Source organism: Nocardia sp. CA-128927 (assembly GCF_050955855.1).
GTDB lineage: Bacteria > Actinomycetota > Actinomycetes > Mycobacteriales > Mycobacteriaceae > Nocardia.
This window is the reverse complement of record NZ_CP192087.1, coordinates 3,868,145-3,881,044: the sequence shown is the minus strand read 5'-3', so window position 1 is coordinate 3,881,044 and position 12,900 is coordinate 3,868,145. Positions and strand designations below refer to the sequence as shown.

The 12,900-nt window shown below is 66.0% G+C and carries 10 protein-coding genes; 9 read left to right on the top strand and 1 reads right to left on the bottom strand.

Features of this window, described 5'->3' with window-relative positions; genetic code table 11:
- The first annotated feature begins 371 nt into the window (after positions 1 to 371).
- The 8 genes from ACQPW1_RS18350 to ACQPW1_RS18315 all read left to right on the top strand — a co-directional run bounded on the left by ACQPW1_RS18350 (position 372) and on the right by ACQPW1_RS18315 (position 10,157).
- Complete coding sequence (locus tag ACQPW1_RS18350) at positions 372 to 1,808, top strand: family 2B encapsulin nanocompartment shell protein (protein ID WP_433663896.1); 1,437 nt, start codon at positions 372 to 374, stop codon at positions 1,806 to 1,808.
- Between the two features lie 133 nt (positions 1,809 to 1,941).
- Positions 1,942 to 2,964 (top strand): polyprenyl synthetase family protein, encoded by a 1,023-nt coding sequence (locus ACQPW1_RS18345; RefSeq protein WP_433663895.1) that lies wholly within the window; start codon positions 1,942 to 1,944, stop codon positions 2,962 to 2,964.
- Positions 2,965 to 2,993: 29 nt separating this feature from the next.
- Positions 2,994 to 5,306: a terpene synthase family protein gene (locus tag ACQPW1_RS18340; protein ID WP_433663894.1), complete on the top strand. Its 2,313-nt coding sequence runs from the start codon at positions 2,994 to 2,996 to the stop codon at positions 5,304 to 5,306.
- Entirely contained in the window at positions 5,303 to 6,256 is a 954-nt protein-coding gene (gene ispH, locus ACQPW1_RS18335) for a 4-hydroxy-3-methylbut-2-enyl diphosphate reductase (RefSeq protein WP_433663893.1), read from the top strand. The genes ACQPW1_RS18340 and ispH overlap by 4 nt, the downstream gene beginning before the upstream one ends.
- Before the next feature lie 36 nt (positions 6,257 to 6,292).
- Complete coding sequence (gene ispG / locus ACQPW1_RS18330; RefSeq protein ID WP_433663892.1) at positions 6,293 to 7,417, top strand: flavodoxin-dependent (E)-4-hydroxy-3-methylbut-2-enyl-diphosphate synthase; 1,125 nt, start codon at positions 6,293 to 6,295, stop codon at positions 7,415 to 7,417.
- Positions 7,414 to 8,481 carry a polyprenyl synthetase family protein gene (locus tag ACQPW1_RS18325; protein ID WP_433663891.1) on the top strand — a complete coding sequence of 356 codons (1,068 nt, stop codon included), beginning with the start codon at positions 7,414 to 7,416 and terminating at the stop codon, positions 8,479 to 8,481. The genes ispG and ACQPW1_RS18325 overlap by 4 nt, the downstream gene beginning before the upstream one ends.
- A gap of 13 nt (positions 8,482 to 8,494) precedes the next feature.
- Positions 8,495 to 9,268 (top strand): DUF4239 domain-containing protein, encoded by a 774-nt coding sequence (locus ACQPW1_RS18320; RefSeq protein ID WP_433663890.1) that lies wholly within the window; start codon positions 8,495 to 8,497, stop codon positions 9,266 to 9,268.
- 46 nt (positions 9,269 to 9,314) lie between these two features.
- Positions 9,315 to 10,157: a hypothetical protein gene (locus ACQPW1_RS18315; protein ID WP_433663889.1), complete on the top strand. Its 843-nt coding sequence runs from the start codon at positions 9,315 to 9,317 to the stop codon at positions 10,155 to 10,157.
- On the opposite strand, the gene ACQPW1_RS18310 is transcribed toward ACQPW1_RS18315, so the two are convergent.
- Complete coding sequence (locus ACQPW1_RS18310; RefSeq protein ID WP_433663888.1) at positions 10,154 to 11,035, bottom strand: LysR family transcriptional regulator; 882 nt, start codon at positions 11,033 to 11,035, stop codon at positions 10,154 to 10,156. The two genes, ACQPW1_RS18315 and ACQPW1_RS18310, sit on opposite strands and share 4 nt — an antisense overlap.
- A gap of 130 nt (positions 11,036 to 11,165) precedes the next feature.
- On the opposite strand from ACQPW1_RS18310, the gene ACQPW1_RS18305 reads away from it, so the two are divergent.
- The gene (locus tag ACQPW1_RS18305; protein WP_433663887.1) at positions 11,166 to 12,887 is read left to right on the top strand and encodes an acetolactate synthase catalytic subunit; all 1,722 of its coding nucleotides are present in this window, start codon (positions 11,166 to 11,168) and stop codon (positions 12,885 to 12,887) included.
- The last annotated feature ends 13 nt before the right edge of the window (positions 12,888 to 12,900 follow it).

The window sequence follows — 12,900 nt, the reverse complement described above, 5'->3', positions numbered from 1 at the left end:
GCCCGAGTCCGGAAGACCGGACTGCTGCCGCCACGGCCGGAAGATCGCTACCCATCGGCGATCTGTCCCGACTTTCACGATCCGCCTCGAGCCGTTATCTCCTGTTGTCCCAATCGAACACGTGTCGTAACCATCCGAATAATAACGACTAATATTCGAAGTTTGGGTGCGCTCAACATGTTCCGGAGCTTAAGATCGACATCGTCTGAAATGCACTGCCATATACCAACATTCGCTCCAGTGATCTGTTTTCGCGGACTTCATGCCGCCTGTCGACCTGCTGTGCACAACCATCGAATCTGAACGATCACCTATTCGGACATTCCATGACAAACCGTCCACGGGTGACCATTTCGAGGTGAGGATCAAATATGACAATCGAAATGCCGATTTCTACCGAGACCAATGGTTACGGTAATGGCAACGGCAACGGAAATGGCCGTAAGAGTCTCAGTACCGCAGCCGCTCACCAGTTGGCGACCACCACCAAATCCGAACCACAGATGCAGGGCATCAGCTCGCGCTGGTTGACCCGCATGCTGCCGTGGACGCAGGTCAACGGCGGTATCTACCGGGTGAACCGGCGGCTCACCCACACCCTCGGCAACGGCGAGATCGAGTTCGTCATCGACGGCTCGCAGGCCAAGGTGATCCCCATGGAACTGCGCGAGCTGCGTGCGTTGCACGACGTCGAGGACGAGGAAGTGCTGCAGGCCCTCGCGCAACGATTCGAACAGCGTGATCTCGAACCAGGCACTGTCGTCGCCGAATTCGGAAACCCGATGAATCAGATCATGCTTATCGTGCACGGAAAACTGGCCAAGATCGGTTCCGGTGAATACGGCGAGCAGACGAAACTCGGCATGCTGGCCGGCGGTAACTTCTTCGGCGACGAATGCATCACCGACTCCTCTGCCATTTGGCCGGTCACCGTCAAGGCGGTCACCAAGACCACCATGCTGGTGATGCCGCGGGAGGCGCTGGAGGAAGTGCTCGACAATGCACCAGCACTTCGAGAGCAACTCTCACAGGTGGCGGCTGCCGCTGCGCAACCACAGAACAAACAGGGCGAGGCGGCCATCCAGATCACCTCGGGTCACGCGGGTGAACCCGAATTGGAAGGCACGTTCGTCGATTACGACGCCCGCCCACGCGAGTACGAACTCAGCCTGGCGCAGAGCGTGCTGCGGGTGCACACCCGCGTCGCCGACCTGTTCAACGATCCGATGAACCAGACCCAGCAGCAGTTGCGGTTGACCATCGAGGCGCTCTACGAACGCCGCGAGTACGACCTGGTCAACAGCCCCGACTTCGGGCTGCTGAACAACTGCGATCTGAAGCAGCGCATCTACACCGAGTCCGGCCCGCCCACCCCGGACGACATGGACGAACTGCTCAGCATGCGGCGCAGCACCAATCTCTTTATCGCGCACCCGAAAGCGATCGCCGCGTTCGGTCGCGAGTGCAGCAAGCGCGGACTGTATCCGGACCCCGTCGACGTCGACGGCCACCGGGTGCCCGCCTGGCGCGGGGTACCGATCTTCCCCTGCGGCAAGATCCCGGTCAGCGGCACCCAGACCACGTCGATTCTCGCCATGCGCCTCGGCGAGAAGGATCAGGGCGTCATCGGCCTGCACACCGTCGGCCTCCCCGACGAATACGAGCCGAGTCTCAACGTCCGGTTCAAGGGCATCGACGACCAGTCGATCATCTCCTACCTGGTGAGCTGCTACTACTCGGCGGCGATCCTCGTCCCCGACGCCCTCGGCATCCTCGACAACGTCCTCGTCGCACGCCAGACCGACTGAACTCGGGCGATCAGCGACCTCGGTGTCTTCGACGCCGCGGCGGCCACGAAACACTGAGCAGCCGCGGCGTTCCCAGGTCGTGGGCGACCGGACTCCGGCGCCCGCGACACCGCAAGGGAAGGTGTACGTGCTGATGGTCGAGAGCACCTCGGCGGCGACGAGCCGCCGGGCCACAGAGATCCTGTCCAGCGTCCGCAAGATGTGCGATCCACTACTGCGCGATGCTGTTTCGTCGCTACCCGAACCCCTGTGCCTGATGGGCGGCTACCACCTCGGCTGGTGGGATGCCGAGGGAACCGCGACTCCGCAACCGGCCGGAAAGGCGCTGCGGCCCGCGTTGACCGTCTGCTCGGCCGTCGCGTGCGGTGCCACCCCACGGGCCGCGCTCGCCGCGGCGGCCGCCGTGGAACTGGTGCACAACTTCACGCTGCTGCACGACGACATCATGGACGTCGATCAGGTCCGGCGCGGCAGGCCGGCCGTGTGGACGGTGTGGGGTGTGCCCGACGCGATGCTGCTCGGCGATGTGCTGCACGGCCTCGCGGCACGGGTACTGGTGACCGGCCTGCCGGGCCGGACGGCGACGGCGGCGGTCGCCCGGCTCGAATCGGCGGTCATCGAGATGTGCCACGGCCAGCACAAGGATTGCCGGTTCAAGGCGGGCGGGCACGTCGACGTGGAGGAATACGCGCGGATGGCGATGGGCAAGACCGGCGCGTTGATGGGCTGTGCCTGCGCGCTCGGGGCCGTGTGCGCGCAGGCCGATCTGCCGACCGTGTCGGCGATGGACACGTTCGGGCGTGAGCTGGGGATGGCCTTCCAGTTCGTCGACGACCTGATCGGGATCTGGGGTGACCCGAGCGTCACCGGCAAACCGACCAGCGACCTTGCCCGCCACACGATGTCGCTGCCGGTGGTCTCAGCCCTCGGCTCCGGCACCCCGGCGGCCGCGGAGCTGGCGACGATGTACGGCCGCGATCCCGGCTCGATGGATACCGCCCGGGCCACGGCGCTGGTCGAGTCGGCGGGCGGACGCGAGCGCACCCAGCAGCTCGCCGACGGCCGCGTGCGCGCGGCCATCGCGGCGTTGGCCGACCCCGCCGCAGCCGCGGACCTGATGGTGCTGGCCGGCCTGGTTTCGCGCCGGAACCACTGAGCCGCGAGTGTCGACCGTAAGGAGATGACATGCAGCCCTTCGAACTTCCCGATTTCTACATGCCGTACCCGGCCCGACTCAACCCTCATGTGGACAGCGCTCGCGCCCACACCAGGGTCTGGGCCGAGGCGATGGGCTTCTTCAAACCCCAAGAGGGACACCATATCTGGGACGAGTCCGATCTGGAAAAGCACGACTACGGCCTGCTCTGCGCCTACACCCACCCGGACTGCGACAGTCAGGAACTGTCGCTCATCACCGACTGGTACGTGTGGGTGTTCTACTTCGACGACCACTTCCTCGAACTGTTCAAACGAACCAGAGACACCGAGGGCGCACGTAGATACCTGGAACGGCTGCGCGATTTCATGCCGCTCGCCGGCGGCCCGATGCCGGAGCCGACGAACCCGGTAGAACTCGGACTCGCCGATCTGTGGGTGCGGACCGTGTCCGCGATGCCCATGGACTGGCGGCAGCGCTTCGTCGCGACAACCACTGCGCTGCTGCAGGAGTCGCGGTGGGAGCTGGCCAATATCACCGAGGGCCGAATCGCGAATCCGATCGAATACATCGAGATGCGACGCAAGGTCGGCGGCGCACCGTGGTCGGCCAACCTGGTCGAGCATGCCGTCGGTGCGGCGGTACCGGCCGACCTCGCCGCGACCAGGCCGCTGGAGGTGTTGCGCGACACCTTCTCCGATGCGGTGCACCTGCGCAACGACATCTTCTCCTACGAGCGCGAGGTGCGGCAGGAGGGAGAGAACGCCAACGGAATCCTGGTGGTGGAACGGTTTTTCGGCTACGAGACCCAGCACGCCGCCGATGTCGTCAACGATCTGCTGACCTCACGCCTGCAGCAGTTCGAGCACACCGCGCTCACCGAACTGCCGATGCTGTTCGCCGAGTATGCGGTCGGCCCGCAGGACCAAGCCGCGGTCGCCGCCTACGCGAAAGGCTTGCAGGACTGGCAATCCGGCGGCCACGAATGGCATATGCGCTCCAGCAGATACATGAACAAGGGCGGCTCGACCGCCAGCGATCCGTTGCCGCGATTGTTCAAGCCCGTCGGCCTCGGCAGTTCCGCGGTGTATTTGTTCGCCCCCAATGCAGCGCTCGGCCCGAGCCGACTGAAGAGTTTCCTGCGTCCCCGCTTCGAACAGGTCGGGCCGACGACATTGCCGGAGTTTTATCTGCCCTATCGACTCCAGCTGAGTCCGTTCCTGGACGCTGCGCGGGAGAACCTGTTGGACTGGGGCAAGCAGGTCGGCTTGCACAGCCCGGTACCGGAGCTGGGCGGTCGCGTGCTCTGGCGGCCGGTGGATCTCGTCGAGTTCGATTTGGCTCTGTGCGCAGCGGGTTTGGATCCCGATGCCACACCCGCCGAACTGGATCTCGCGGCCGACTGGCTGGCCTGGGGCACCTATGTCGATGACTACTACCCACAGGTGTTCGCCCTGCGCAAGGACATGGCCGGGGCAAAACTACAGGGCAAGAGATTCTCCGCGTTCATGCCGCTGGATGCCGAAGGCACCCCGCCCGCGACCAACGCGATGGAGCGTGGTCTCGCCGACCTCTGGCACCGGACGACCGCTGTCCTCGACGACGCGCAGAAGCGCGAATTCCACCGCGCCGTAGTGGCTTTCCTGGAGAGCTGCGAATGGGAGGTCGCCAATGACATCGCCAATCGCATTCCAGATCCGGTCGACTATGTCGAAATGCGCCGTCGCACTTTCGGTTCGGATCTCACCATGGCGTTGTCGCGATTCTCGCACGGGCATCTGATCCCACCGGACATCTATCGAACCCAAACGGTCATGGACTTGGAGCACACCGCCAGCGACTACGCCACGATGGTGAACGACCTGTTCTCGTATCACAAAGAGACACAGTACGAAGGGGACTTCCACAACGCGGTCACCGTCATGCGGAACTTCTTCGACTGCGGTTCGGAAACGGGCGTCGCCATCGTCAACGACCTGCTAACCGCCCGGATGCAGCAGTTCGAACGGATCGTCGGCAGCGAATTGCCCGCCCTCTACGAGGAATACGAACTGGGTCAGGACGTGCGCGATTCGCTCGACCGACGAGCCGTCGAACTCCAGGACTGGATGGCTGCGATTGTGAACTGGCACATATCGTGTGGTCGCTACAAGGAGGCGCAACTCGAGGAGCGCTATCGATCCTCGGGCGCGCCCGAGGATCTGGCCACCGAGCAGGTGGCAGCGGCCCGTCCGGCACCGTGCTTCACCCGACCGAACGGCCTCGGTACCGGGGCCGCCGGCCTCGACGGACTCCGCCGCGCACCGGCCGACCATGCGCCCACGCAGCCGGTGTCGCCATGACCACCGCTCGTGCGAGAACGGTATTGCTTGCCGCGCCACGCTCGTTCTGTGCCGGTGTCGAGCGGGCGATCGACACCGTGGAACGGTTGCTGGCGGCACCGGATCGTCAAGAGCCCGTCTACGTACGCAAGCAGATCGTGCACAACACCCATGTGGTCGCCGATCTGGCCACCCGCGGTGCGGTATTCGTCGAGGAGCTCGACGAGGTGCCGGCGGGCGCGACGGTCGTCTTCTCCGCGCACGGCGTCTCCCCCGCCGTGCACGAACAGGCGAAGCAGCGCGGACTCACCGTGATCGACGCGACCTGTCCGCTGGTCACCAAAGTGCATGCCGAGGCACGGCGTTTCGCGGCTCGCGGCGACACCATCGTGCTGGTCGGCCACGCCGGACATGAGGAGGTCGAAGGCACCACGGGCGAGGCACCCGACGTCACCATGGTGATCGACAGTCCGACCGAGGTCGCCGCGCTGCAGGTCCCCGACGAAAGCCGGATCGCCTATCTGACCCAGACCACCCTCTCGGTCGACGAGGCCGAGGAAACCATTCAGGCACTGCGCCAGCGCTTTCCGGCGCTGCACGGGCCGAGCAGCGCCGATATCTGCTATGCCAGCACCAACCGCCAGGTGGCAGTCGAGGCGGTGGCGCAACAGAGCGACGTCCTGCTCGTCATCGGCTCCGAGAACTCGTCCAATTCCCAGCGCCTGGTGGAAGTCGCTCAGCGCCAGGGTATTCCGGCCTATCTCATCGACGATGCGTCGGCGATCTCGCCCGCGTGGATCGAATCCGCGGACACCATCGGTCTGTCCGCGGGCGCCTCCGCACCGGCGGTACTGGTGGACGCGGTTATCGAGGCGCTGCGTGCCTGGGGCCCGATCACCGTTCGCGAACATGTCACGGCCGTCGAGGACATCGCTTTCGCCCCACCGCCCGACGTCAGGCACCTGCCATGAACACCGCAGCGTTGCCACCGATCCAGAAGGGCCGCAATGACCAGCAGTGACCTCGGCCTGCCCACCGCACCCCCGCGCCACCGCACCCGCAGGCTGAACATCGGCGGCGTCCCGGTCGGCGGCGGCGCGCCGATCTCCGTGCAGACCATGACCACCACCCGCACCGCCGATATCGACGGCACCCTGCAGCAGATCGCCGCGGTGACCGCCGCGGGCTGCGACATCGTCCGCGTCGCGGTGCCGACGACCGAAGACGTGGCCGCGCTGCCGACCATCGTGGCCCGATCCCCGCTACCGGTGATCGCCGACATCCATTTCCAGCCCCGTTACGTTTTCGCCGCCATCGACGCGGGCTGCGCGGCGGTGCGGGTAAACCCCGGCAATATCAAGCAATTCGACGATCGCGTCGGCGAAATCGCGAAAGCGGCGGCGGCAGCGGGCATTCCGATCCGGGTCGGGGTCAACGCGGGCTCGCTCGACCCGCGCGTGCTCGCCAAGCACGGCTCCGCCACCGCGGAAGCCCTTGTCGAATCGGCGCTCTGGGAGGCGGCGCTGTTCGAGGAGCACGGGTTCACCGATCTCAAGATCGCGGTCAAGCATCACGATCCGCGCACCATGATCGCGGCCAATCGTCTGCTCGCCCAACGCTGCGACTACCCGCTGCACCTCGGCGTCACCGAGGCCGGACCGATGTTCCAGGGCACCGTCAAATCAGCCGTCGCCTTCGCCATCCTGCTCGGCGAGGGCATCGGCGACACCATTCGCGTCTCCATCTCGGCGCCGCCGGTCGATCAGGTCAAGGCGGGCTGTCACATTCTGCAGTCGCTGGGACTGCGTCCGCGAAAGCTCGAAATCGTCTCCTGCCCAGGCTGTGGCCGCCTCCAGGTCGATATCCACCGGCTGGCCGGCCAGGTCGAGGCGGCGTTCGAAGGGTTCCCGCATCCGCTGCGGGTCGCGGTGATGGGCTGCGTCGTGAACGGCCCCGGCGAGGCCCGCGAGGCCGATCTCGGTGTCTCCTCCGGCAACGGCAAGGGGCAGATCTTCGTCCGCGGCAAGGTGATTCGCACCGTGCCCGAACACCTCATCGTCGAAACGCTGGTGGCCGAGGCCATCGCCCTCACCAGCCACCTCGAAGACGCACCGGCGGAAGGGATCTCATGACCACCGCGCACGCGGCATCGGTGGATCTCGCCGCGATCCGGACGCGGGTGGACGACACCCTCGAACAGTTCCTGCGGGACAAGGCCGCCGCCACCGAACCGGCGCTGCCCGGGGAACTCACCGATACGGTGCGGGACTTTCTGTTCGCGGGCGGCAAGCGGATTCGCCCGCTGCTGTGTGTCCTCGGCTGGCACGCCGCGGGCGGCGGCATGCCCGTGCCGCAGGAAATCGTGCGCGCCGCCGCCTCGCTGGAGCTGTTCCACGCGGCCGTGCTGATCCACGACGACATCATCGACAACAGCGACACCCGGCGCGATCACCCCACCGTGCACCGCGCGCTGGCCACTCGGTATCAGGATCGCCGCGATCCCGACGAGTTCGGCGCGCATGCCGCCATCGTTCTCGGCGATCTCGCGATGGTCTGGTCGGCCGAATTGCTGCACACCGCACAGCTGACCGCCACCCAGCTGACCGAGGCGCTCACGGTGCTCGACGGCATGCGCGCGGACGTGATGTACGGCCAGTACCTGGACCTGATCACCACCGCGCGTCCGTCGCGCGACCTGGGCCGCGCCTTGCAGATCATCCGGTACAAGACGGTGTCTTATACCTGCGAACGCCCACTCCAGCTCGGTGCTGTGCTGGCTGGTGCGCACCCCGGGGTGCGCGAGGCACTCTCCGCCTACGCCAGGCCGGTCGGGGAGGCCTTCCAGCTGCAGGACGATCTGCTCGGCATCTACGGCGATCCGGCCCACACCGGCAAGTCCGACCTCGAGGACCTGCGCGAAGGCAAGCACACCGCGTTGGTCGCGCTGGCCCTGGAACACGCCGCTCCGGCGCAATCCGCGCAGCTGCTCGCGCTGCTCGGCAATCCGGATCTGGACGTACGGCAGGCCGAAACCTGCCGCGAAATCCTCACCGCCACAGCACGACCCCGCGTCGAAGCGATGATTCGCGCCCGCTGGGCGCAGGCCAATCGCGCCCTCGACGACGCGCCCTTCCCCGCCGCGGTCGGCCAAGCACTGCGCTATGTCGCCGATGTTGTCGTCTCGAGGAACACCTAAGAAAGGCCGCGTCATGGATAGTGAGCTCGTTCAGCAGTTACTCGTGCCCGTTGCCGTCGCCGTCATCGCGGTCATCGTGTTCGTGGTCGGCGACCGGCTGCGGCCGGCTTCCTGGCGCCAGACCGATGACGAGGCGCAGGGCACGTTGGTCATCGACTTGATCAACACACTGTTCATGGCCGTGGCCGCCTTCGTGGTGGTGATCTGCTGGCAGCAGTACGACAACGCGCACAATCACACGATCGCCGAGTCCAAGGCGCTCATCGACGTCTACTGGGCCGCCCACTCGCTGCCCGATCCCGAACACCAGCAGGTGCAGAAGCTGGTTCACGATTACACCGAGCAGGTCGTCAAGGTGGAGTGGCCGGAGATGGACAACGAGGGCCGGATGAGCCAGTCCACCCAGGACACCCTGGACACGTTGCGCGACACCGTGTTCGCGATCCAGTCGCAGGACTCCAATGTCACCGACGTCCGAGCCAGCGCTATCGCCGCCCTGGAAGCGGTATCGCAGGCGCGCCACGATCGCTCGATGGACGCCGACCTCGGCATGCCCGGATTCCTGTACACCGCTTTGTGGTTCACCACGATTCTGCTGTTGTGCACCGCCGTGCTCTCCGGTATCGAGGTCACCAAACGCAGCATCTTGATGACCGCGTTGCTCGGCGTCGTGGTCGGCGCGGCGATCGTCGCGATCTACGGCCTCGATCGGCCGTTCTCCGGCGGGAACATCGTGCCGAAGGATGCCTTCACCTCGGCGTTGTCCCGATTCCAGCACATCACCTAAGCAGAATTCGTTGTCTGAACACCGATTACGGATGGGATGTGCGCTCATGGCACACACCAGAGGACTGGTCATCGCCTCGGCGCTGCCTTTCGCCGCGGCTTTGCTGGCCGGTCAGACCGCTGTCGCGACCGCCGATCCGTTACCGCCGGATTGGCCGCCGATCGGCGAAATCGTCAGTGGCAGTGCGTCTCCCGGTGCGATCGATACCGGAAGCGCGTTTTCCGGGACGGAGCTCGGGCTGGGACCGAGCAGCACACCGGCGGGAAACGGCTATCTCGGCAGCGGCAGTGCGGGCACGAGCCTCGGCCTCGGTCCCCGCACCGAGCAAGCCCGCGACCCCGCACCGGCCCCGGCCGACGAGCCCGTCGCCGCGCTGACCTTGCCCGGCGGTTCGGCTGAAGTGCCCGATCTCGACTCCGACGAGGCCCGAACGGCGTGCGCAGGCAGCGTTGCCGTCGGCGGCGCGCTGATCCTGCTCGGCATCGTGACCGGCAGCTCGCACGGCATCCTCGGCTCCAGCGGATCCGCACTCGGCAGCGTTGTGGTCGGCAGCGCTGCCACGGGCAGCGGGCTGGCTTGTCTGCTGTGGCCGCGCGATATCCTGCCGCCGTTCCCTGGTTTGCCCCTCCAGCTCGAACCGGTGGCCCCGGTCCTGCCGGTCGTCGCGCCTCCGCCGGAGGAAGTCCCACCGGCACCGGAGCCCACACCGGTGACGCCGAGCCTCCCGTTTGTCGAAATAGCGCCCCGGCCAATGCATCTCGCGGAGGCCGAACCGACGCCGGACCCGGTCGCCTGGAACATCATGCAGCTACTGACAATCATGGTGGTCGCGGTTCTCACCACGGTGCGTGGCGTAACCGTCGTCAGACGGAGCAAGCACGACGGCTAACTACAGCGGCGCCACCAATCGAGGAAATGCGCGAGGGCCGGTGCCTCCGATTCGCGCATCCAGGCGATCTGGATGGCGATTTGCGGTGGGTTCGTGCCGAACGGAATGACGACGATGTTCTCGTGCGCGATTCGGGTCGCGCGCTTTCGGTCCAGCACGCTGATTCCGGTGCCGCTCGATACCAGGTCCAGAACCTGTTCGGCATCGGATTCCTCGGCGACCAGGTTCGGGGCGCCGTCGCCCCAGACATGGCTGACCAGTTCGTCGTAAAAGTCCGGTCCGGTCTGTCGTGACCAGAGCACTATCGGTTCGTCGACAATGTCGTCGATTTCCACCGTGTCCTTTTCGGCCAGCGGATGCCCCTTGGAGACCACTACCGCGGCTTCCTGCAGCCCGATCAGGTGCGTTTCCACCCGCGGATGGGCGATATTGCCGCGCACGAATGCGACATCGACCTCGCCCGATTCCAGCAGGTCGAGATTCCACGAGGTCCACCCGGTGATCGTCGACACATCGATGCCCGGAAATTCCTTCCGGAAGGACCTGATGCGCTGAGAGATGTCGCTGTCGGAGCCCGATCGAGTGAAGGCCACCTTCAACTCGCCGGCCGTCCCGGACGCTCGCGCGCGGACAGTTCGTTCCAGCTCTTGGGCGGCCGATAGCAGTTGCTGAGCGCCTGCCTGCAACGCCAGACCGGCCGCCGTCAGGACGAAGCCGCGGCCGGTACGCGCGAGCAGCTCGACACCGAGCTCCTTCTCCAGCGCCTTGACCTGCTGCGATAGCGCGGGTTGGGTGATGTGCAGCGCTTCGGCCGCGCGACCGAAGTGTCGGTGCTCGGCTACTGCTAGGAAGTAACGAACGCGACGTAGGTCGTCCACGCGGTCAGCCTAGCCAGATAAGAGTTTCTTATCAACGGGAAGTAAATACGTATTGGACCTGGCGTTCTCCGTGGGCTGAGACTGTAGCTACCGATCCAGTCCACGTCCGCTACCGCGAGAAGGTGTTCCGATGCCGACAGTCGCCGCCGCCATAGCCGAGAATCTTCGAGCCAGGCAGATATCCGAATTCTTCGGCCAGAGCCTGCCGTCGCTGCTGGTATTGGCGGCCGAGGATCTGGGCATCCGACAGATCGTTTACCGCACCGAAAACGCGGGCGGCACAATGGCCGACGGCTTTGCCAGGGTGTCCGGACGCTGTTCCGTCGTGGTGGCACAGAACGGCCCCGCGGCAACGCTACTGGTTCCGCCGCTGACCGAGGCCGCTAAGGTTTCGATTCCCGTCGTCGCCCTCATTCAGGACGTGCCCAGCCCGATTCGCAACAAAAACGCGTTTCAGGAGATTGATCACCAGAGTCTGTTTTCCGGGTGCACCAAATGGTTCGATCGCCTCGACGATCCCGACCGCGTGCACGACTATATCGACGCGGCATTCCGGGCGGCGACCAGCGGACGACCGGGTCCCGCGGTGTTGATGCTGCCGAAGGACGTCCTCGAACTGGCCGCGCCGCCCACACCCGAGAACCTCGGTCCAACCGTGTTCCCGCTCGATCGGATCCGGCCGTCGGAAGCCAATATCCGCACCGCGGCGGAACTGCTGGCCGGTGCCAAGCGACCGCTCGTCGTCGCCGGTGGCGGCGCGGTCTCCTCCGACGCGGGCGCCGCGCTGGCCCGGTTGAGTGACCTGGCGTCGTTGCCGGTCGCGACCACACCGATGGGCAAGGGAGTTGTCCCGGACACCGCCGATCTGAGCGTCGGGGTCATCGGCAATTACATGGGCCCGCACGGGGTTTCGCACGGCATGCGGGATTGGATCGCCGAGGTGGACACCGTCCTGCTCGCCGGGTCCCGCACCAATGAGAACGGCACCGACGGCTGGAGCCTGTTCCCGCGCGACGCCACCTTCATCCACCTCGACATCGATCCGACCGAGATCGGCCGCAACTACCCGTCGCTACGACTGGTCGGCGACGTGCGCACCGGCATCGACGACCTCGCGGCCGCGCTGCGCGAACTCGACCTGAGCAAGCGCAGCGCCGACCGGCCCGCGATCACCACGCAGATCGCCCGCTCCCGCGCCGAATTCGAGACCACCACCGCCGCCGTGCGGACCTCCACCGCGCAGCCGTTGCGCCCGGAACGGGTCGCCGACGAGATCAGCACGCTGCTGCCCGATGACGCGATCGTCGTCGCGGACGCCAGCTACTCCTCGATCTGGGTGGCCAACTACATTCGCGCCACCACCCACCGCCAGCGCTTCATCCTGCCGCGCGGCATGGCCGGCCTCGGCTGGGGCCTCCCGCTGGCACTCGGCGCGAAGGCGGCGCGGCCGTCCGCGCCGGTCATCTGCCTGGTCGGCGACGGCGGCTTCGCGCACTGCTGGGCCGAGATCGAAACCGCCGTCCGAGAACGCCTCGATGTCGTGGTGCTCGTGCTGAACAACTCGATCCTCGGCTATCAGAAGCACGCCGAAATCGTCCAGTTCGGCCGGCCTACCTCGGCCGTCGAACTCGGCTACGTCGATCACGCCCAGATCGCGACCGCGTGCGGCGCGCACGGCCACACCATCTGCACCGATGTGGGACTGCGCGAAGCACTTTCGAAGGCGATCGTCGATCCGGCGACCACCGTCCTCGATGTCATGACCGACTCCGACGCCTACCCCCCGATCACCGGTTGGGACACCAACCGCGCACTCACCGACCATCTCACCGATCAGCAGATCAATCGATAAGACCCTTCGAGAA

Excerpts from the sequence above, each read along its gene's own strand:
- ispH (WP_433663893.1), top strand. The coding sequence starts at position 5,303 with ATGACCACCGCTCGTGCGAGAACGGTATTGCTTGCCGCGCCACGCTCG.
- ACQPW1_RS18345 (WP_433663895.1), top strand. The coding sequence starts at position 1,942 with ATGGTCGAGAGCACCTCGGCGGCGACGAGCCGCCGGGCCACAGAGATC.
- ACQPW1_RS18350 (WP_433663896.1), top strand. The coding sequence starts at position 372 with ATGACAATCGAAATGCCGATTTCTACCGAGACCAATGGTTACGGTAAT.
- ACQPW1_RS18305 (WP_433663887.1), top strand. The coding sequence starts at position 11,166 with ATGCCGACAGTCGCCGCCGCCATAGCCGAGAATCTTCGAGCCAGGCAG.
- ACQPW1_RS18340 (WP_433663894.1), top strand. The coding sequence starts at position 2,994 with ATGCAGCCCTTCGAACTTCCCGATTTCTACATGCCGTACCCGGCCCGA.
- ACQPW1_RS18315 (WP_433663889.1), top strand. The coding sequence starts at position 9,315 with ATGGCACACACCAGAGGACTGGTCATCGCCTCGGCGCTGCCTTTCGCC.
- ACQPW1_RS18325 (WP_433663891.1), top strand. The coding sequence starts at position 7,414 with ATGACCACCGCGCACGCGGCATCGGTGGATCTCGCCGCGATCCGGACG.
- ACQPW1_RS18320 (WP_433663890.1), top strand. The coding sequence starts at position 8,495 with ATGGATAGTGAGCTCGTTCAGCAGTTACTCGTGCCCGTTGCCGTCGCC.
- ispG (WP_433663892.1), top strand. The coding sequence starts at position 6,293 with ATGACCAGCAGTGACCTCGGCCTGCCCACCGCACCCCCGCGCCACCGC.